The 18508-nt window shown below is 77.6% G+C and carries 18 protein-coding genes and 1 pseudogene; 12 read left to right on the forward strand and 7 right to left on the reverse strand.

All coding sequences use genetic code 11. The annotated features are described in order from the left end of the window. Positions 1-139 precede the first annotated feature (139 nt). A complete protein-coding gene (locus IE287_RS19970) occupies positions 140-745 on the forward strand; it encodes a TetR/AcrR family transcriptional regulator (RefSeq protein WP_189850462.1) in 606 nt (201 codons plus the stop codon). Positions 746-775: 30 nt separating this feature from the next. Here IE287_RS19970 and IE287_RS19975 read toward each other — a convergent pair whose 3' ends face one another. Continuing rightward, entirely contained in the window at positions 776-2116 is a 1341-nt protein-coding gene (locus IE287_RS19975) for a DUF2252 domain-containing protein (RefSeq protein WP_189850463.1), read from the reverse strand. A 182-nt stretch (positions 2117-2298) separates the two neighbouring features. On the opposite strand from IE287_RS19975, the gene IE287_RS19980 reads away from it, so the two are divergent. Continuing rightward, the gene (locus IE287_RS19980) at positions 2299-3084 is read left to right on the forward strand and encodes a GntR family transcriptional regulator (protein ID WP_189850464.1); all 786 of its coding nucleotides are present in this window, start codon (positions 2299-2301) and stop codon (positions 3082-3084) included. A gap of 19 nt (positions 3085-3103) precedes the next feature. Here IE287_RS19980 and IE287_RS19985 read toward each other — a convergent pair whose 3' ends face one another. Next, positions 3104-4636: an amino acid permease gene (locus IE287_RS19985; protein WP_189850465.1), complete on the reverse strand. Its 1533-nt coding sequence runs from the start codon at positions 4634-4636 to the stop codon at positions 3104-3106. A gap of 107 nt (positions 4637-4743) precedes the next feature. After that, positions 4744-5745: a hypothetical protein gene (locus IE287_RS19990; protein ID WP_189850466.1), complete on the reverse strand. Its 1002-nt coding sequence runs from the start codon at positions 5743-5745 to the stop codon at positions 4744-4746. Between the two features lie 541 nt (positions 5746-6286). Between IE287_RS19990 and IE287_RS19995 the strand changes: the two genes are divergently transcribed. The 5 genes from IE287_RS19995 (at position 6287) to IE287_RS20015 (ending at position 11424) form a co-directional block, all read left to right on the forward strand. After that, entirely contained in the window at positions 6287-7762 is a 1476-nt protein-coding gene (locus IE287_RS19995; protein ID WP_189850467.1) for an FGGY family carbohydrate kinase, read from the forward strand. 137 nt (positions 7763-7899) lie between these two features. Further along, positions 7900-9303, forward strand: a complete 1404-nt coding sequence (locus IE287_RS20000; RefSeq protein ID WP_189850578.1) for an FAD-dependent oxidoreductase — start codon at positions 7900-7902, stop codon at positions 9301-9303. After that, on the forward strand, positions 9300-10565 hold the full coding sequence (locus tag IE287_RS20005) for an FAD-dependent oxidoreductase (protein WP_189850468.1): 1266 nt from the start codon (positions 9300-9302) through the stop codon (positions 10563-10565). Before IE287_RS20000 ends, IE287_RS20005 begins: the two co-directional genes overlap by 4 nt. Positions 10566-10612: 47 nt before the next feature. Further along, on the forward strand, positions 10613-11089 hold the full coding sequence (locus tag IE287_RS20010) for an NUDIX hydrolase (protein ID WP_189850469.1): 477 nt from the start codon (positions 10613-10615) through the stop codon (positions 11087-11089). A gap of 62 nt (positions 11090-11151) precedes the next feature. After that, positions 11152-11424 carry a hypothetical protein gene (locus tag IE287_RS20015; protein ID WP_189850470.1) on the forward strand — a complete coding sequence of 91 codons (273 nt, stop codon included), beginning with the start codon at positions 11152-11154 and terminating at the stop codon, positions 11422-11424. Positions 11425-11482: 58 nt separating this feature from the next. Here IE287_RS20015 and IE287_RS20020 read toward each other — a convergent pair whose 3' ends face one another. Then, the gene (locus tag IE287_RS20020) at positions 11483-12751 is read right to left on the reverse strand and encodes a cytochrome P450 family protein (RefSeq protein ID WP_189850471.1); all 1269 of its coding nucleotides are present in this window, start codon (positions 12749-12751) and stop codon (positions 11483-11485) included. 437 nt (positions 12752-13188) lie between these two features. Between IE287_RS20020 and IE287_RS20025 the strand changes: the two genes are divergently transcribed. Beyond that, positions 13189-14478: a D-alanyl-D-alanine carboxypeptidase family protein gene (locus IE287_RS20025; protein WP_189850472.1), complete on the forward strand. Its 1290-nt coding sequence runs from the start codon at positions 13189-13191 to the stop codon at positions 14476-14478. A 98-nt stretch (positions 14479-14576) separates the two neighbouring features. Here IE287_RS20025 and IE287_RS38610 read toward each other — a convergent pair. After that, positions 14577-14660, reverse strand: a pseudogene (locus IE287_RS38610) (CGNR zinc finger domain-containing protein); the annotation flags it as partial. Between the two features lie 34 nt (positions 14661-14694). Between IE287_RS38610 and IE287_RS20030 the strand changes: the two are divergent. Further along, on the forward strand, positions 14695-14955 hold the full coding sequence (locus tag IE287_RS20030) for a hypothetical protein (RefSeq protein ID WP_189850473.1): 261 nt from the start codon (positions 14695-14697) through the stop codon (positions 14953-14955). Beyond that, on the forward strand, positions 14910-15197 hold the full coding sequence (locus IE287_RS20035; protein WP_189850474.1) for a hypothetical protein: 288 nt from the start codon (positions 14910-14912) through the stop codon (positions 15195-15197). Before IE287_RS20030 ends, IE287_RS20035 begins: the two co-directional genes overlap by 46 nt. Here the strand turns inward: IE287_RS20035 and IE287_RS20040 are convergent. After that, positions 15155-15379: a DUF5133 domain-containing protein gene (locus IE287_RS20040; RefSeq protein WP_189850475.1), complete on the reverse strand. Its 225-nt coding sequence runs from the start codon at positions 15377-15379 to the stop codon at positions 15155-15157. The two genes, IE287_RS20035 and IE287_RS20040, sit on opposite strands and share 43 nt — an antisense overlap. Positions 15380-15522: 143 nt before the next feature. On the opposite strand from IE287_RS20040, the gene IE287_RS20045 reads away from it, so the two are divergent. Next, complete coding sequence (locus IE287_RS20045) at positions 15523-16560, forward strand: NAD-dependent epimerase/dehydratase family protein (RefSeq protein ID WP_189850476.1); 1038 nt, start codon at positions 15523-15525, stop codon at positions 16558-16560. Between the two features lie 7 nt (positions 16561-16567). On the opposite strand, the gene IE287_RS20050 is transcribed toward IE287_RS20045, so the two are convergent. Then, entirely contained in the window at positions 16568-17440 is an 873-nt protein-coding gene (locus tag IE287_RS20050; RefSeq protein ID WP_189850477.1) for a glutathione S-transferase C-terminal domain-containing protein, read from the reverse strand. Between the two features lie 472 nt (positions 17441-17912). Between IE287_RS20050 and IE287_RS20055 the strand changes: the two genes are divergently transcribed. After that, the gene (locus IE287_RS20055) at positions 17913-18368 is read left to right on the forward strand and encodes an RrF2 family transcriptional regulator (RefSeq protein WP_189850478.1); all 456 of its coding nucleotides are present in this window, start codon (positions 17913-17915) and stop codon (positions 18366-18368) included. Positions 18369-18508 lie beyond the last annotated feature (140 nt).

Below are 18508 nucleotides of genomic sequence, written 5' to 3' on the forward strand. Positions count from 1 at the left end.
GGGCCCAGGGGACCAGGGGTCGGGCCCAGGGGACCGGGGGTCGGGGCCCAGGACTGGAGGGCTCAGGGGACGGAAGGCCCAAGGGGCCGGGCCGCGGGCTTCACGGAGGGCCCCGCGCGGCGCCGCCTAGACTGGCCCCGTGCCCAAGATCCACGCCGCCACGGTCGCCGACCACCGCTCCCGGCAGCGCGCCGCCCTGCTCGACGCGGCCCGCGCGCTGCTGGCCGAGGGCGACGCGTCGAAGGTGACGTTCGCGGAGGTGGCCCGGCGGACCGGCCTCGCCCGCAACAGCGTCTACAAGTACTTCCCCGACCGCGCGCACCTGCTGACCGAGGTGGTGCGCGAGGCGGCGCCGCACTGGACGGAGCGCATCAGGACCGCGCTCGCGGCGGCCGGGGACTCCCCCGAGGACCGCGTCGCCGCCCACGTGACCGCCCAGCTGGAGATGGTCCGCGACGGCGAGCACCGGATCGCCCGGGCCACCGCCGACGCGCAGGACGCCGCGGCGCTGCGCGCGGGGGCCGAGGCCGCCCACCGCGCCCTCCTCGACCCGCTCGTCGGGGCCCTCGCCGAACTGGGCGACGAAGCGCCGCTGATGACGGCCCGTCTGCTCCAGGGGTTCGTCAACGCGGCCACCACCGCCCTGGAGTCGGGCGCCGACTACGCCGCCGTGGCCGACCGCACCGTCCGGCTCACGGTGGCGGCCCTCCGGGGGCTCGCCCCGCTCCCCCGCGCCGACCGCTGACGCGGGGCCGGTGTCGGGGCCGGTCCCGGCTCAGACGCCCGGGGCGGCCGTGACCATGCCGGCGGCGATGCCGGCGCCGAGGCTCGCGTAGTCGTCGGCGTTCTGCCCGGAGTAGGCGAGGGCGAAGTCGGCCACGGCGCGGTCGAAGACGTCCGAGGAGCCGAGGTAGGCGGCGATGGCGACGCGGTCGCCGGAGCGGGCGTGGGCGCGGGCGAGGGCGCGGCCGCACAGCCGGGCGTACTCGCGCAGCATCGGGGGGGTCATCGTCTCGACCTCGGCCGAGCCCTTCATGTCGCGCAACTGCCTCCAGTAGAAGTGGCGCTGCTCCGGTCCGGTCATCCAGCCGAGGAAGATGTCGCTGGCGGCCTGGGTGAGGCGCTGGCCGCAGACGACGCGCCGGCCCTGGTGGGGGTAGGCGGTCGGCGGCAGGTAGGCCTCCAGGACCGAGCGGCCGGCCTCCTTGATCTGGAGGATCAGCGGGTCGGCGTCGTCGCGCCCTTCGAGGAGGACGACGAAGCAGCGGGTGCCGACGCTGCCGACGCCGACGACCTTGCGCGCGGCGTCGCGGAAGCGGTAGCGGTCGAGGAGGAGGCGGCGCTCCTCGGAGAGGGAGCTGCGGTAGTCGCTGAAGATCTTGCCGAGGGTGACCCGGTCCAGGTCGGCGACGCGCTCCAGGAGCGGCGGGTCCTCGGCGATGCGGCGGCCGCCGTCGCCGTCCCGGACGGTGAGCTTGTCGAGGGCCTGGAGGCTGGTGCGGCGGCGGGCCTTGGCCAGGTTCCGGGCCACCCGGTCGCGCTCGCGGGGGCGGACGAGGGCGCCGAGCTCGTCGGCGTCGATGCGCTCGTACCAGACGGTGAGCTCCCCCAGGCCGGCGAGGCGGCGCATGGTGGTGCGGTACGACTCGACGGCGACGAGCGCGGCGTGGCGGGCCTTGGCGCGGGGGCTGCCGTTCTGGAGGGCGGCGACGGTGACGCTGGCGGCGAGCCGCTTGACGTCCCACTCGAAGGGGCCGGGCAGCGTCTCGTCGAAGTCGTTGACGTCGAAGAGGAGGGTCCGTTCGGGTGAGGCGTAGACGCCGAAGTTGAGCAGGTGGGCGTCGCCGCAGAGCTGGACGGTGAGTCCGGTGTTGCGGGTGGCGCCGAGGTCGGCGGCCATGACGGCGGCGGCGCCGCGCAGGAAGGCGAAGGGGGAGGCCGCCATCCGCCCGTACCGCACCGGGGCGAGGTCGGGCAGCCGGTCGGCGGCCTGGCGCTCCAGGACCGTCAGCGGGTCGGGGCGCTGGGAACTCGGTATCCAGCGTCCGTGCGAGGAGCGCGGTACACGCTTGCGGGCCGTACGGCCCCGTGCGGCGCGCTCGGAGGGCGTCGTCATCCGGCCTCACCCCTGTTCCACCACCGGCATGGGCCGGTCCTGTCGCCTGGTCCCCATTACAGGGTGCGACGCGGGTTTCGGCCACTCTGCACGGCCGCTCTAGCGAAATGGTTTAGACCAATGATAGAAATTGATCACCCATCCGGCCCACGCGATCACGCTGAGCGAAGAAGGGGTTGATCATGGCCGTACCCGATCCCGAGCCCGATTCCGAGCCCCCCGAGGGGGCGGTCCCGCGCTATCTGCGCGTGGCCGCCGCCCTGCGGGACGACCTCGCACGCCTCGCCCTGGCCCCCGGTGGCCGGCTCCCCTCGGAGCGTTCCCTGGCACAGCGGTACCACGTCAACCGGCAGACCGTCCGCAGCGCGCTCCAACTGCTGCGCGAGGAGCGGCTGGTGGTCACCGACCGGCGCGGCACCTTCGCCGCGGGCGGACCGGCGGACCGCGGCGGACCGCCTCCGGCGCAGGCCCCGCCGCCGTCCGCCGCCCGGCCCGTCTTCCCCGGCGGGCCGCGCGCGGCGGAGGCCCTGGTGCGGGCCTCGCTCGGCTGGGAGCCGCCGCCGACGGCGCTGGCCCCCCGGCTGCACCTGGCTCCGGGCGAGCCGACGCTGGTCCACCGCCACCGGGTGCTGGCGCCGCAGGGCCAGCAGCTCCAGCGGGCGGTGTCCTGGTTCTCCCGGCCCGCCCTCGACGAGATCCCCCAGCTGGCCCGCTACCGGCGGGCCCGGTACTGCGTCCACCAGCCCGACCTGCGCCTCCTCTACCACTGGATGCACCAGGCGGGGATCCGCGCCACCCACCGGGAGTCGGTCCGGGTCCCGCCCGGGGCGGCCGGGACGGCGGCCGGCGCCACGGCCCGGCTGAACGTCCACCGGGTGGTGAGCGATCAGCACGGGCACGTCCTGGAGGTCACCGACATCGACTTCTCCGCCCAGGAGGCGGCGTGGACGTACGAGTACAGCCTCTGACCCCCGGGTCGGACGCGGGTCAGACCAGTCCCTCCGCGATCTCCGCCTCCTCGCGCTCGCTGCCGTACGGCGTGGGCGTGCCGTACGAGCGACGGGCGACGTACCACCAGACGGTGGCCAGGAGGAGGACGACGGCGAGGGCGATCACCGCGTAGTTCATGGTGTCGACGGTCACCGGACTCTTCTGGGGCAGGCAGAAGAGGACGGTCACCACCGCGACCCAGCCGACGGCGACGCAGCCGATCGGCCGGCTCCACCGGCCGAGGCTCCAGGGGCCGGGCGTGAAGTCGCGCCCGGCCCTCAGCCGCAGCAGGATCGGGATCGCGTAGGCCGGGGTGATGCCGATGACGTTGATCGCGGTGACCGCGCCGTAGGCGGTCGCCGAGTACAGCGAGGGCAGGGCGAGCACGGCGGCGGCGCCGACCGAGAGCCAGACGGCCGGCACCGGCGTCTGGGTGCGGGAGCTGACCTTCCGCCAGGTCGCGGAGGCGGGCAGGGCGTTGTCGCGGCTGAAGGCGAAGACCATCCGGCTGGCGGCGGCCACCTCGGCGTTGCCGCAGAAGAGCTGGGCGACGATGACGACGAGCAGCAGGGCGGTCGCGCCGCCGGTGCCGAGGGCGTCGAGCAGGATCTGGGCGGGCGGGACGCCGGTCGCGCTGTTCACGGTGCCGGCGTAGTCCTGGATGGCGAAGGTGAGCCCGGCGAGGAGCGCGAAGCCGGCGATCCAGGAGACCCAGATGGCGCGGACGATGCCCCTGGCCGCCGTGACGGAGGCGTTCGCGGTCTCCTCGGAGAGATGGGCCGAGGCGTCGTAGCCGGAGAAGGTGTACTGGGCGAGGAGGAGACCGATCGCGGCGACGTAGAACGGATTGGCCCAGCCGGTGTCGTTGACGAACTCGGTGAAGACGAAGCCCGCCGACTGGTGGCGGTCCGGGACGATCGCGAGCGCGCCGACGATCACGGCGACGCCCGCCAGGTGCCACCAGACGCTGATCGAGTTGAGGACGCTGACCAGGCGGACGCCGAAGAGGTTGAGCCCGGCGTGGAGCAGCAGGATCGCCAGGAAGATCAGGAAGGTGGAGCCGGGGGTGGGCTCGAAGCCCCACTGGAGGTTGAGGAAGGCGCCGGTGAAGAGGGCCGCGCCGTAGTCGATGCCGGCGATGGCGCCGAGCAGGCCGAGCAGATTCAGCCAGCCGGTGTACCAGCCCCAGCGGCGGCCGCCGAGCCGGTCGGCCATGTAGTAGAGCGCGCCCGAGGTCGGATAGGCGCTGGTGACCTCGGCGAGCGCGAGGCCGACGCAGAGGACGAAGAGGCCGACGCCGGCCCAGCCCCAGAGCATCACGGCGGGACCGCCGGTGCCGAGCCCGAAGCCGTACAGGGTCATGCAGCCGGAGAGGACGGAGATGACCGAGAAGCTGATGGCGAAGTTGCCGAACCCGCCCATCCGGCGGGCGAGCACCGGCTGGTAGCCCAGCTCGCGCAGCCGGGCCTCCTCGTCCGGCAAGGCTGCGGGCCGCTTGCGCGGCGCGTCCGTGGGGGCGGTGCGGGACATCGGGGGACCTCCGGCGGGGACGGGAGAGGGACGGGGCGGGGCGAAGGAGAAGGGAAAGGGCAGGGGAAGCGGGCGGTACGGGGAGCGTTACGGGTGCGGTACGGGGCTCAGCCGGAGAGGCAGCGGGCGCGGGCCCGCAGGAAGACCTCCTCGGCGAGGGCGCGGTCGGCCGGGCGCGGAGTGCGGTGGGCCCAGGGGGCGGTGGTGTAGTACGGGCCGAGGGCCTCGAAGACGCGCGCCGCGTCGGCGAACCGCAGCGCGCCGAAGAGGGCGTGCGCCAGGTGGTTGAGGTCCAGCTGCGAGGCCTCGGGCACGTCGCAGTAGAGGAACCAGGAGTCCATCGCCCGCCGGGCCTCGCGCACCGCGTCCTCCGCGACCCAGTGCAGGTCCAGGGCGTGCTCGTGCCCCCGGGCGCGCCGGTAGCGCTCGACCCGGACGTAGAGCGGCAGGGCGTGCAGGGCGGAGCCCCGGGGAGCCGTGGAGGCGGCCCACTGGGCGTAGTTGACGGCCTCGGCGACCGAACCGTCGCCGCGCGCGTGGAGGAACTGGAGCATGCGGTGGTACGCCTCGCGGTTGTGCGGGTCGCGCTTCTCGATCTCGGCGAACAGGCCCCAGGGGCCGGACGGCAGCATCGGCGCGGGCGGGCGGACCCGGTGTTCGGCGCGGGGCGCGCGGGCGTCGCAGCCGGCGAGGGCGAGGAGGCCGATCCAGGGCACCGGGTCGGCGGGGGCGCGGGCGGCGGCCTCCCGGCAGGCGGTCCACGCCTCCTGCAGGAGCGCGCGGGCGTGGGCGTGGCCGGCGCGGTGGGCGCGGACGGCGCGCTCGACGGCGACCCGGCCGTGCATCACGGCGGCGGGGCCGCTCCCGGGCTGTTCGCCGCGCCAGGCGAGGACGACGTCGGTGCCGGCGGCGACGGTGGCGAGGATCTGGGTGCGCCGGGTCCAGCCCTCCCAGCGGCCGGCGCCGGCGGTGGCGGCGGTCTCGGCCGTCTCGTCGAGGAGGCGTGCCATCGCGCCCCAGCGGCCGGCGCGCAGGTCCTGGAGCGCGTGGCGCAGCGCGTGGTCGAGACCCGCGGGGTGGAACACGGGCCGGAAGCCTTGCCCGGGCATCAGCGGACGGGGCCCGTGCGTGCGGACCGGACGGAACCGGCCGACGCGGACCGGAACGGGCCCGTGCGTGCGGGCCGGAACGGGACTGCGGATGCCGATGCGGACGCGGGCGGGAACCGGACTGCGGACGCGGATGCCGATGAGAGCCGGAACCGGACTGCGGACGCGGACCGGACGGGCCCGGCCGGAGCGGGACGGAAGCGGCCGGGCGGTGCGGGGCGGGCGGGGCCGGGTGGTGCGGGACGGGCGGTGGGCGTGGTCATCGGTCCTCGGTCGGGCGCGGTCGGTCGGCGAACGGCGCCCGCGGTCCGTCGGCGAGCGGCGCTCACTATAGGCGCGACCGAAGGTGATCGTCCGGATCTCCATTGTGACCGCAACTATCCGGCCAGCGTTCAGTTTTGAACTACCGTCAGCGGGTGCCGCGGGACCTGACAGGCTCGTCCGGGCCGTCTTGACGGGCCGCCCGCCGGCCGCGAGCCTGACCCCTTTCCACGACCCCCTCCGCCTGCGCCGGACGGGACGACCCAGGACGGGAGCATGCATGACGAGCGGTCCGGTCCTCGCCGTCGACCAGGGCACCTCCGGCACCAAGGCGCTCGTCCTGTGCCCCCTGCGCGGGGTCCTGGGCAGCGGCACGGCGCCGGTCACGCCCCGCCACCTGCCGGGCGGAGGCGTCGAGGTCGACCCCGGCGAGCTGTACGGTTCCGTGGTCGCGGCGGGCCGCGCCGCGCTCGCGCGGGCCGGCGTCCCGGTGGTCGCCGTGGGCCTCGCCAACCAGGGCGAGACGGTCCTCGCCTGGGACCCGGCGACCGGCGATCCGCTCACCGACGCGCTCGTCTGGCAGGACCGGCGGGCCGCCTCGATCTGCGAGGAACTGGGGCCCCACGAAGCCGACTTGGAGAAGCTGACCGGGCTCCCCGTCGACCCCTACTTCGCCGCGCCGAAGATGGCCTGGATCCGTCGGCACCGGACCGGCGCCGGGGTGGTGACGACCAGCGACGCCTGGCTGGTCCACCGGCTGACGGGCGCCTTCGTCACCGACGCGGCCACCGCCGGCCGCACCGGTCTCCTCGACCCGGCGGCCGTCGCCTGGTCCGCGCCCGCCCTCGACCTGTACGGCCTCGGCGGCGAGCGCCTGCCCCGGATCGTCGACTGCGACGAACCCGTCGGCACCACCCGCGCGTTCGGCCCGCCGCTCCCGCTGACCGGGCTCGTCGTGGACCAGCAGGCCGCCCTCCTCGCGCAGAGCGCCACCGCGCCCGCCGCCGCCAAGTGCACCTACGGCACCGGGGCGTTCCTGCTCGCCCGCACCGGCCCGCTCCCCCGCCGCACCACCACCGGCCTCGTCGGCTGCGTGGCCTGGCGGCTGCGGGGACGCACCGAGCACTGCCTGGACGGGCAGGTCTACACGGTCGCGTCGGCGGTCCGCTGGCTCTCCGACCTCGGGATCGTCGCCGGCGCCGGGGAGCTGGACGCCGTCGGCGGCTCGGTCCCGGACAGCGGCGGCGTCGCCTTCGTGCCCGCGCTCGCCGGGCTCGCAGCCCCCTGGTGGCGCGGCGAGGCCCGCGGCACCCTCACCGGCCTGGGCCTCGGCACCGGTCGCGGTCACCTGGTGCGGGCCCTCGTCGAGGGCATCGCCGCGCAGGTGGTGGAGCTCGCCGCCGCGGCCGCCGCGGACCGGGGCGCCCCGCTGGAGGCCCTGCGCGCCGACGGCGGCCTGACCCGTTCGGCGCTGCTCATGCAGACCCAGGCGGACCTGCTCCAGCTGCCGGTGGAGGTGGCCGCCCTGCCCGACGCGACGGCGATCGGCGTCGGCGCGACGGCCCGCCTCGGCCACGAACCGGGCCTCACCGTGCCGGAGGCCGTACCGCGGTGGAAGCCGTCCGCCACCTACGAGCCCGCGATCTCGGCGGACGAGGCGGCGGACCGGATGGGCCGCTTCCGCGCGGAGGTCGCCGCGCTCCTCGCCCGCCCGGCGGCACCCGCCGGGACCCCCGCCCCGGAGCCGGCGGCGTGACCCCGCACGGACGGCGCCCGCGGACCGGCGCGGCCACCGCGTCTCCCGCCGGACCGAAGGCCGCGTCCGGCGCCGCGCCCCGCCCCGCGTCCGCCGCCCCGCCCCGCGCCGGGACGCACGTCAGCCGGCGCGGACCGCTGCCCGGCGGCGCCGGGGAGACGTACGACGTCGTCGTGGTCGGGGCCGGGGTCGTGGGGTGCGCGATCGCCCGGGCCCTGGCCCGGTACCCGCTGCGGGTGGCGCTGGTCGAGGCGGCGGACGACGTCGGCGAGGGCAGTTCCAAGGCCAACACCGCGATCCTCCACACCGGTTTCGACGCCTCCCCCGGCACCCTGGAGGCCGGACTCGTCCGCGCGGGCCACCGGCTCCTCACCGGATACGCCGCCGAGGCCGGCATCCCCGTCGAACCGGTCGGCGCGCTGCTCGTCGCCTGGGACGAGACGCAGCGGGCGGCGCTCCCCGGACTCGCCGCCAAGGCGGCCCGCAACGGCCACCACGCCACCCGGATCATCGACGCCGCCGAACTGCGCCGCCGCGAGCCCCACCTCGGCCCCGGGGCGCTCGGGGCGCTCGCCGTGCCCGGCGAGTCGCTGGTCTGCCCCTGGTCCACCACCCTCGCCTACGCCACGCAGGCCGTCCGGTCCGGGGTCCGCCTGCTGCTCGGCTGCCGGGTGACCGGGATCGCCCCGCGACCGGGGGCGCCCCACCGGCTGACCACCACGCGCGGCCCGCTCACCGCCCGGTTCCTGGTCAACGCCTGCGGGCTGCACGCCGACCGGTTCGACGCGCTGCTCGGCGTCCGGGACTTCGCGGTCACCCCCCGCCGGGGCCAGCTGCTCGTCTACGACAAGCCCGCCCGCTCCCTCGTGCGGCACATCCTGCTCCCCGTCCCCGGCCCGCTGGGGAAGGGCGTCCTCGTCGCGCCCACCGTGTACGGGAACGTCCTGCTGGGCCCGACCGCCGAGGACCTCGACGACCGCGCGGCGACCGGCACCACCGCCGACGGCCTCGCCGGGCTGCGGGAACGGGGCGCGCGGATCGTGCCCGCCCTCCTGGACGAGGAGGTGACGGCCGCGTACGCGGGGCTGCGCGCCGCGACCGGCCGCGAGGACTACCGGTGCGCGGCCCGCCCGGACCGCCGGTACGTCACGGTCGGCGGGATCCGCTCGACCGGCCTGTCCGCCTCCCTCGCCCTCGCCGAGCACGTCCTCGGCCTGCTCGCCGAGTGCGGCCTGCGCACCGGCCCCGAACGGCCGCTCGCCCCCGTGCGGATGCCGAACCTCGGCGAGGCGTTCCCCCGCCCCTACCGGGACGCCGCGGCGATCGCCCGGGACCCCGCCTTCGGGACGGTCGTCTGCCCCTGCGAGCACGTCACCCTCGGCGAGGTGCGGGCCGCGCTCGCCTCCGACCTCCCGCCGGCCGGACTCGGAGGGCTGCGCCGGCGCACCCGGGCCGGCGCCGGCCGCTGCCAGGGCGGCCACTGCCGGCCCGCCCTGCGCGCCCTGTCCGAGGAGTACGGGAAGGGGGCCGGGACCCGGTGAACCCACGGCCGGAGCAGGACAGGGCGGCACGCTCCGTCGACGTGCTGGTGATCGGCGCGGGCCCGGCCGGGCTCGCGGCGGCGGCCCGGCTCGCGGCGGCGGGCGCCGGCCGGGTCGAGGTCCTGGAACGGGAACCGGAGGCCGGTGGCGCGCCCCTCTTCTGCGCCCGCCCGGGCTTCGGCGCCGACCCCCGCGGGCGCGCCCTCGACGGCCCGGGCTACGCCCGGCGGGCGGTGCGCGCCGCGGTCCGGGCGGGCGCCGTCGTGCGCACCGGCGTGACGGTCACCGGCTGGGCGGGCCCGCTCACCCTGGAGACCACCGCCCCGACCGGGCTCGCGGCGGTCGGGGCGCGGGCCGTGGTGCTGGCGACGGGCGCCCGCGAGCGGTCCCGCCCGGCCCGTCTGCTGCCGGGATCGCGCGCGCCGGGCGTGCTGACGACCGGTGAGCTCCAGCGGACGGTGACCCTCTTCGGCGCGCGCCCGGAGCACATCGGGCGGCGCGCCGTGGTCGCCGGCGGAGACCCGGTGGCCGGACACGCCGTCCGGCTGCTGCGCCGCGCGGGCGTCGCGGTCGCGGCCGTGGTGTGCGAGGGGCCGCGCGCGGCGGCCGGGCCGGCGGGCCTGCCGGCGGACGTGCCGGTGCTGGCCGGGGCGGTGGTGACGGAGCTGGCCGGCCGCGGCCGGCTGGACGGGGTGACGGTACGGGACCGGGACGGGCGGACGCGGACGGTGCGGTGCGACACGCTCGTGCTCGCCGGCGACTGGATCCCCGAGCACGAACTGGTCCGCGCGGGCGGGCTGCCGCTCGCGCCCGGCGGGCGGGGCCCGCTGGTGGACGCGGCGCTGCGGACCGGGGTGCCGGGCGTCTTCGCGGCGGGCGGCCTGCTGCGCGGCGGGGAGCCCGCGGCGCGGGCCGCCGCCGAGGGCCGGGCGGTCGCCGACGCCGTCCTGGCCCGCCTCGACGGCCGGGACCCCGGGCCGGCGCGGGGCCTGCCGGTGGTGGCCGGGGGCGCCGTCCACCGGGTGCACCCCGGGCTCCTCGGCCCGGAGCCGGCGCCGCTGGTGCTCTGGGCCGCGCGTCCGCTCGTCCGCCCCGTCCTGTCCGTCGGCCAGGACGGGCGGATCCTGCGCCGCGCCCGCCTGGGGACCGGCCTCGTGCCGTGGCGCCCGCTGCGGCTCGGCCCCGGCTGGACGCAGGACCCGGACCCGGGGGGCGGTCCGGTGGTGGTGCGCGCCGAGGACGGCGGCGACGGGACGGGGTGACGCGCCTTCGGCGGGCGGGGCGCGCCCGGCGCGGTCAGACTGGGGGCATGCCGGTCACACGCAGTGCGGGGCTGCTCGTCTTCCGGCGGACCGGGGACGGCGGGATCGAGGTGCTCATCGGGCACATGGGCGGACCGTTCTGGGCGCGCCGCGAGGCGGCCGCGTGGTCGGTGCCCAAGGGCGAGCACGGCCCCGGGGAGGAGCCTCGGGACGCGGCCCGGCGGGAGTTCCGGGAGGAGCTGGGGCTGCCGGTCCCGGAGGGCGACTGGCTGGAGCTCGGGGAGGTGCGGCAGTCGGGCGGGAAGACCGTCGCCGTGTGGGCGGTGGAGGGCGACCTCGATCCGGCGGCGGTGGTGCCGGGCACCTTCACCCTGGAGTGGCCGCCGCGCTCGGGCGCCCGGGCCGAGTTCCCCGAGCTGGACCGGGTGGGCTGGTTCGCGCCGGAGGAGGCGGAACCGCTGCTCGTCGCCGGGCAGCGGGTCTTCCTGGAGCGGCTTGTCACGCGGGTGCGCGGGCGGGCCTGAGGGGCATTGTCAGACCCGTGCGAGAGGGTGGGGTGCGTCAAGCCGTCGAGAGGGAGCCCGACATGACCACCATCACCGCCACCGAGCGCGCCGCGGCCCAGGCGTACCTGCGCCTCCTCGAATCCACCCAGGCCGTGCTGACGGATCCGTCCCTCGCGCCGTACGCGGGAGTGATGCTGACCAACCCGATGGCGGAGGCCGACGAGGCGCTGCGCGCGGCGGGCCTCGCGGGCAACGAGGACCGGCTGCTCCGCCTCGTCTCCACCCTGCGGGCCGCCCCCGTGCCCCCTCCCGGCGCGGCGGGCCTCGCGGGCGACCGGGGGCGCCGCGCCTGACCGGCCGGACCGGTCCGGGGCGTCACGACCGGCCGGGCGGGGGGACGGGTCGGTGGGTTCAGGCGGAGCGGCCGAGGCGGACCGGCAGGGCGCGGACGCTGTTGCCGACGAAGCCGGCGTGCCGGGTCAGGCCGGCCTCGGGGACCGCCTGGTCGAGCTCGGGGAAGCGGGTGAAGAGGGCTTCGAGGGCGACGGCCGCCTCCATCCGGGCGAGCGGGGCCCCCAGGCAGTAGTGCGGTCCGTGTCCCAGGGACAGGTGCTTGGCGCCGCCGGCCCGGGTGAGGTCGAAGCGGTCGGCGTCCGGGCCGTGGGCCTTGGTGTCGCGGCCCGCCGCCGAGTAGCCGGCGAGGACCGGGGTGCCCCGGGGGATCAGCGTGCCGTCGAGCGTGAGGTCCCGGGTGGGGTAGCGGAACGGGAAGTAGCTGACGGGGCTGTCCCACCGCAGCGTCTCCTCCACGACGTCCGCCCAGGTCGCCCGGCCCTCGGTGACGTGGGCCAGCTGGTCGCGGTGGGCGCACAGGGCGCGGACGGCGTTGGTGACGAGGTTCAGGGTGGTCTCGTGGCCCGCGACGATCATCAGCAGCAGGGTGCCGATGAGCTCCGGCTGCGACAGCCGGTCGCCGCCCTCGTCGCGGGCGGCGATCAGGGCGCTCGTCAGGTCGTCGCCGGGCTCGGCGGCCTTGGCGGCGGCGATGGAGGCGAGCAGTTCGACCAGCTCGCGGTTGGCGGCGACGGCCTGTGCGGGCTCGGTGTCGGTGGCGACGACGAGGCTGGACAGCCGGTGCAGCCGGTCCTGGTGGGCCGGGTCGACGCCGAGGAGCTCGCAGATGACGCCGAGCGGCAGCGGCAGGGCGAAGTGGCGGCGCAGGTCGGCGACGCCGCCCCCGGCCTCGGCGGCCCCGGCGAGGCCGTCGAGCAGGCCCGCCGTCACCGCCTCGACGCGCGGGCGCAGCAGCTCGACGCGGCGGGCGGTGAAGGCGCTGCTGACCAGGGCCCGCAGGCGGCGGTGATCGGCCCCGTCGGCGGTCGTCATGCCGGGGACGGTGGCGAAGGTGCGCAGCGGCCACCCCTCGGGGACGCGGCCCTCGGCGAGTGCGGTGAAGTGCTGGGGTCCCTTGGCGACGTCGGGGTCGGAGAGGAATTCCCGGAGGGCGTCGTGACCGAGCACCGCCATGCCCTCGATGTCGCCGGGCAGCACCACGGGGGCCACGGCCCCCCGTGCGAGCAGTCGCGCGTTGGCGGCGTGCGGGCAGCCTCCGGCCGGGTCGAGCCGGTACGGCTCCGGCGCGGGGGCGCGCTCCTCGGCGGGTCCGGGACGTGCGTCCATGTCCACTCCTGACGACGGGTGGGATCCGCCGGGCGTACGCCGGGCGGCCGCCCGCATCCTAGGCTCAACACACCCGTGTTCGCCCCCGGTTGGCCACGTTCCGCACGCCGGGCCGGTGCCGGCCGGAAACGGCCGCCGGACCGGTCCGCGCCCCCTCGCGGCGCCGCGCGACGCCCGGGCCCGCGCCCCCCTCGCGGCGCCCCGGGCCGGGCACGGCGGGGCCGGGATCCCGAAGCGCCCGCCCCGAGGTCGCCGGAGAGGCCTCCGGGACCGGGGCGTGCGGGGTCCGTCCGGGGCGCGGGGCGCCCGCCGCCGGAGGCCCGGGGGGCGTACGACCACCCGCCCGGCGGCACGACGCGCCGCCCGGCGATGCGTTCCCTAGGCCGGGTGGCGCACTCCGTCCTGCGCCCTCCATCCCTCCTTCCTACGGTGATTGAATGATCGTCACGTCGGCTCTTCGCCATGCCGCCGCGGGCTCCGCCGCGATGCTGCTCGTGCTCTCCGCCCCCGTGTCCGCCACCGCGACCGCGCCCCGCGCCCCGGCGGCCGCGCCCGGTCCCGCCCTCGGTCCCGCCCTCGGTGCGGGGGCCGTCGCCGAACCGAGCCCGCCCGCGCGCCGGTTCGTGGACCGGACCCGGCTCGACCGTTCGGGGACGCAGGTGGAACCGCTGGCGGGCGCGCCGGCCGTGCCCTCCCTCTCGGCGCTGTCCTGGGTGGTGGCGGACGCCGGGACGGGCGAGGTGCTGGCGGCCCGCGCGGCCCATCGGAAACTGCCGCCGGCCAGCACGCTCAAGACCCTCTTCGCGCTCACCGCGCTCCCGCACCACGCGGCGTCCGAGCAGCACACGGTGGCCGACGAGGAGCTGACGGGGATCGGCGAGGGCAGCAGCCTGGTCGGGGTGAAGGAGGGGTACACCTACCGCGTCTCCGACCTGTGGAACGGCGTCTTCCTCAGCTCCGGCAACGACGCCGTGCACGTCCTCGCGTCGATGAGCGGCGGCTGGGAGTCGATGGCCCGCCAGATGCAGGACAAGGCGCGGTCGCTGGGGGCGAAGGACACCCACGTGGTCTCCCCCGACGGGTACGACGCGCCGGGCCAGGTCTCCTCCGCGTACGACCTGGCGGTGTTCGGGCGGGCGGGCGTCCAGGACCCCGAGTTCACCCGCTACTGCTCGACCGCGTACGCGGACTTCCCCGCGGGCTCGTGGTCGTACGGCATCGCCAACACCAACCGGCTCCTCACCGGCGCGGACGGCATCGGCCGCTACCCGGGCATCATCGGCATCAAGAACGGCTACACCAGCAACGCGGGCAACACCCTCGTCGCCGCCGCCCGCCGCGGCGAGCGGACCCTCGTCGTGTCGGTGATGAACCCCCAGTGGGGCGGCGGGCTCGCCGTGTACCAGGAGGCGCGCTCCCTTCTCGACTGGGGCTTCGCGGCCGCGGACAAGGTCCGGCCGGTCGGTTCGCTGCTGCCCCCGAAGGCGCCGGAGGAGCCGGAGGCCGAGCGGGAGGAGGCGCGGGCCGTGGCCGTGCGCGGCGGGGCCGGCGCGCCTCCCGCCGCCCTGCGGACCGCGGAGCCCCGCCCCCGCCCGGTCACCGCGGCCGCGGCGGCGGCGCCCGCGGACTCCGGCCCTTCGGTGGCCCTCCCCCTGACGCTCGTCGCCTCGGCCTGCGCGGCCGCCCTCGCCCTCTGGGTCCTGCGCCGCCGCGCCGCCCGCGCCTGAACGGCGGCCGGGGCGGCGGCGGTCTCCGCCCCGCTCCGGTCTCCCTCGGCAGGCCCCCGCCACGGGTGTTCGGTCCGTGCCGGGGGCCTGCGGCGTCCGGACCGGCGGTGGGCGGCCACCCGCTCGCGGGTCGCGCACCGGCGGGAGCAGGAGCGGCGCTCGGGGCCGCTGCCGCGGGCGACGGCCGCCTCGGTCGGGTGCGCGGCGGGTCAGGGCATGGTGGCCGCCTGTCTCCCGGCGCTCGGGGCGGGGGCGCCGGGCGGTTCCGGCCGCGGCGCGCTGCCGCTCTCCGTCGCGGCGGCCACCGCCCTCGCGGCGACCGCGCCGCACGACCGGTTCCGCGCGGCGGTGGCGCCGGTGCGGGTGCCGTGGGGCGGGGCGCTGGCGCAGGCCGGGGCGTGGGCGGTGGCGGCGACGGGCCGGTGGCCCTGGTGGCAGCGTTCGCGATGTCGGGCGCCGCCGAGGGGCCGCAGCTGACCGCCGTCTTCGCCGTCCGCCACGAGCAGACGCCGCGGGCGCTGCGCGGCCGGGTGTTCGCCGCCGGGGCCGGTCTGAGGATCACCGGCTTCGCGGCGGGCGCGACGGCCGCCGGGCCCGTCGCGTCCCGCTCCGTCGCGGCGGTGGTGTGCGCGCTGTCCGCCCTCCCCTGCGCCGGGCGGGCCGCCCGGCCCGGCGGTCACACGACGCCGGGGGCGCGGGCCGGGTCCGGGGCGAGGTAGCGCTCGGCGGCGCGGAGCGCTTCGGGGGTCGAGCGGACGCCCATGAGGACGCACAGGGTGTAGGCCGTGTCCTCGAAGCGCCGGCGGACCGAGAGGTCGCAGGGGGTGGCCAGGACGGTGCGTTCCTGGGCGCGGTAGTGCCGGAGGAGGCGTTCGACGGTGTTGCGGTCGGGCAGCAGCATGCGTTCCTCCGTGGCGGCCCCCGTCTCGTGCGTCGCTCCATGGTGCGCGCGCCCGGCCACCCGCGCGAGCCGTGCGGTCACGTTCCGTCACCGCACCCGCGTCCGAGGTGCGGGGGTCGCCCGGATGGCGGAGGGTCGAAGACATGAACGCGAGTACGCGGCTGAGGGTGGTCGTCACCGGCGCCACCGGGAACGTGGGGACGAGCGTGGTGCGGGCGCTGGCCCGCGAGGCGGGGGTCGGCCCGGTCCTCGGGCTGGCCCGCCGGCTGCCCGCCCTCGACCTGCCGGACGTCGAGTGGGCCGCCGTCGACCTGTCCGAGGACGGCGACGAGCCCCGGCTGGCCCAGTACGTGGCCGACGCCGACGCGGTGGTGCACCTGGCGTGGCGCTTCAACCCGACGCACGACCCCGTGACGACCTGGCGGACCAATGTGCTCGGCACCCTGCGGGTGTGCGACGCGGTCGCGGCGGCGCGGGTGCCGGCCCTGGTCTGCGCCTCCTCCGTGGGGGCGTACTCCCCGGGGCCGGAGAGCGGCGCGCCCGTCTCGGAGGCGTGGCCGACGCACGGCTGGCCGGGGGCCGCCTACAGCCGGGAGAAGGCCTATCTGGAGCGGGTCCTGGACACCTTCGAGCGGGACCACCCGCAGACCCGGGTGGTGCGGATGCGGCCGGCGTTCCTCTTCAAGGAGGAGGCGGCGAGCGAGCAGCGCCGGATCTTCGCCGGCCGGTTCCTGCCCGGACAGCTGGTCCGCCCCGACCTGCTGCCGGTGCTGCCGGAGTTCGGCGGCCTCCGCTTCCAGGTGCTGCACACCGACGACGCCGCCGACGCCTACGTGCGGGCGGTGCTGCGGGACGTGCGGGGTGCCTTCAACCTGGCGGCGGAGCCCGTGGTGGACGCGGCGCTGCTCGGCGAACTCTTCGGGGCCCGCCCGGTGCGGGTCCCGGCGGGCGCGGTGCGGGGCGCGCTCGCCGCGGCCTGGCACCTGCGCCTCGCCCCCGCCTCCCCCGGCCTCTTCGACCTGCTGCGCCACATCCCGGTGATGTCCGCGGACCGGGCGCGCGAGGAGCTGGGGTGGAGCCCGGCGGCGACCTCGGTGGAGGCCCTGGAGGCCTTCCTGCGCGGGGTCCGCTCCGGCGCGGGCGACGACACGGCCCCCCTGTCCGGCCGCCGCGTCGCCTGAGACCCGTCTAGACGGTCCCGCTCCAGTCGACGACGCGGATGCCCGCGCCGGCCGCCTCGCGGCCCCGGCAGTGGGCGCGGTGGCGGCGGAGGACGGCCTCCACGTCGAGGTGGCGGGCGAACGCGGGCCGGGCGGCGAGCCGCTGGGCGTAGGCCCAGAGCGCGCGGAAGCCGGCGACCCGGTCGAGGGCGGCCGCGTCGAGGTGCCAGCGGTGGACGGTGTCCAGCTGCACCAGGGCGCCCCACACGTGCACGTCGGCGAGGGTCGGGTCGGGGCCGAGGAGGTACGCCCGGCCGGTGAGCCGGGCGTCGAGGTCGGCGAGCGCGGCGAAGAGCGTGCCGAGGGCCTCCTCCGCCTCCCGCCGGGCGCCCTCCTCCGTGTCGAGGCCCAGCTCGCCGGCGCGCTGCGCGGCCCGGTGGACGCCGTCCGCGCAGAGCGCGGCGAGGGCGTCGATCTCCTCGTGGTGCTCCTCGGGGAGGAGGTCCGGCCCGTCCCCGCGGAAGCGGAGCGCGAGGTCGCGCAGGATGTCGGGGACGTGGGTGCTGACGATCCGTCCGGTCCAGGCGTCGCCGAGGACGGGTGCGGCGGCGGGGCCGGCGTAGAGGTGGGCGCTGGCCTCGTAGAGCGGGCGGAGGGCGGTGTACGAGCCGTCGGGGGCGTCGGGGACCTCGGGCAGGAGGCGCAGCGGGAGGGTGGCGTCGAGGCCGAGGAGTCCGTGGGTGACGGCGATGCTCAGACAGTCGGGGTCGGCCGGGGCCACGTGGAGGCGATAGCGGTGCGGCACGGCGTAGTGGCCGCTGTCGGCGGAGCGGCCGATCCGGCCGCGGAAGGCGGGCGAGGCGGAGGCGGGCAGCAGCGAGGAGGGGACGACGACGGACATGGTGCTCCCAGGGTTGCTCGGTGCTGGGTCCGGGCGGGCTCCATGACGTGCGGGAACGCCCGTGCGGCGGCAGCAGAGTGACGGGAAGGCGGTGACGAGGGGCCGCGGCACGGACGGGCGGCGGCGGACCGGGCGCGGTCAGACCGCGCTGCACACCCGCAGCAGGTCGATGTGGCGGCGGGAGGTGAGGGGGAGGGAGCGCGGCAGGGTCGGGGCCGGGTGGCCGTGGAGCCCGTCGCCGTGTCCCATGTGGTTCCCTACCCGTCCGCTCGGATTCCCTGACCCGAGTGTCCGGCGGGCGGCGGACGCCGTCAAGGGCGCGGACAGGACTGCCCGCCGCGTTCCCGCCCCGATGCGGGGAGGCCGCCGCGTCCGGCCGCGCGGCGCCCCGCGGGCACCCGGCGCGGGCGGGGACGGGACCAGGGGACCCGGTGTCCGGCGACCCTCGGAGCCGTACGGAATAATGCGCCGCATGCGCATTTCAGCCAGGGCCGACTACGCCGTGCGGGCCGCCCTCCAGCTCGCGGCCGCCCGGGACGCCGGGCCGTTGAAGGCGGAGGCGATCGCCGAGGACCAGGGGATCTCCCACAAGTTCCTGGAGGGGATCCTGGGCGACATGCGCAAGGGCGGCCTGGTGGAGAGCCAGCGCGGCGGGCGGGGCGGTTACTGGCTCGCCCGGCCGGCCGACACGATCTCGGTCGCGGACGTCATCCGCTGCGTCGACGGTCCACTGGTGTCGGTGCGCGGCGAGCGGCCGCCGGACCTGGCCTACACGGGTCCCGCGGAGTCGCTGCTGCCGCTGTGGATCGCGCTGCGGGCGAGCGTCCGCGAGGTGCTGGGCGTCTCGCTCGCCGAGGTCGCCTCGGCCCAGCTGCCGCCGCCGATCGCCGCGCGGGCGGACGACCCGGAGGCGTGGACCAACCCCTGACGGGCCGCCCGCGGTCCCCGTCCCCCGTCCCGCCCGGTCGCCCCATCCCGCCGCCGTCCGCGTCGACTTGACGCGATCTCACCCGACGGAACACCCCTATCCACATTCCGGACGCCCCTTGGGGCACCCGGCCCCCCTCT

Origin of the sequence: Streptomyces omiyaensis (assembly GCF_014650895.1) — a bacterium.
Lineage (GTDB): Bacteria > Actinomycetota > Actinomycetes > Streptomycetales > Streptomycetaceae > Streptomyces > Streptomyces omiyaensis.

Excerpts from the sequence above, each read along its gene's own strand:
- IE287_RS19975 (WP_189850463.1), bottom strand. The coding sequence starts at position 2,116 with ATGACGACGCCCTCCGAGCGCGCCGCACGGGGCCGTACGGCCCGCAAG.
- IE287_RS19980 (WP_189850464.1), top strand. The coding sequence starts at position 2,299 with ATGGCCGTACCCGATCCCGAGCCCGATTCCGAGCCCCCCGAGGGGGCG.
- IE287_RS19985 (WP_189850465.1), bottom strand. The coding sequence starts at position 4,636 with ATGTCCCGCACCGCCCCCACGGACGCGCCGCGCAAGCGGCCCGCAGCC.
- IE287_RS19990 (WP_189850466.1), bottom strand. The coding sequence starts at position 5,745 with ATGCCCGGGCAAGGCTTCCGGCCCGTGTTCCACCCCGCGGGTCTCGAC.
- IE287_RS19995 (WP_189850467.1), top strand. The coding sequence starts at position 6,287 with ATGACGAGCGGTCCGGTCCTCGCCGTCGACCAGGGCACCTCCGGCACC.
- IE287_RS20010 (WP_189850469.1), top strand. The coding sequence starts at position 10,613 with ATGCCGGTCACACGCAGTGCGGGGCTGCTCGTCTTCCGGCGGACCGGG.
- IE287_RS20015 (WP_189850470.1), top strand. The coding sequence starts at position 11,152 with ATGACCACCATCACCGCCACCGAGCGCGCCGCGGCCCAGGCGTACCTG.
- IE287_RS20020 (WP_189850471.1), bottom strand. The coding sequence starts at position 12,751 with ATGGACGCACGTCCCGGACCCGCCGAGGAGCGCGCCCCCGCGCCGGAG.
- IE287_RS20025 (WP_189850472.1), top strand. The coding sequence starts at position 13,189 with ATGATCGTCACGTCGGCTCTTCGCCATGCCGCCGCGGGCTCCGCCGCG.
- IE287_RS20030 (WP_189850473.1), top strand. The coding sequence starts at position 14,695 with ATGGTGGCCGCCTGTCTCCCGGCGCTCGGGGCGGGGGCGCCGGGCGGT.
- IE287_RS20040 (WP_189850475.1), bottom strand. The coding sequence starts at position 15,379 with ATGCTGCTGCCCGACCGCAACACCGTCGAACGCCTCCTCCGGCACTAC.
- IE287_RS20045 (WP_189850476.1), top strand. The coding sequence starts at position 15,523 with ATGAACGCGAGTACGCGGCTGAGGGTGGTCGTCACCGGCGCCACCGGG.
- IE287_RS20050 (WP_189850477.1), bottom strand. The coding sequence starts at position 17,440 with ATGTCCGTCGTCGTCCCCTCCTCGCTGCTGCCCGCCTCCGCCTCGCCC.
- IE287_RS20055 (WP_189850478.1), top strand. The coding sequence starts at position 17,913 with ATGCGCATTTCAGCCAGGGCCGACTACGCCGTGCGGGCCGCCCTCCAG.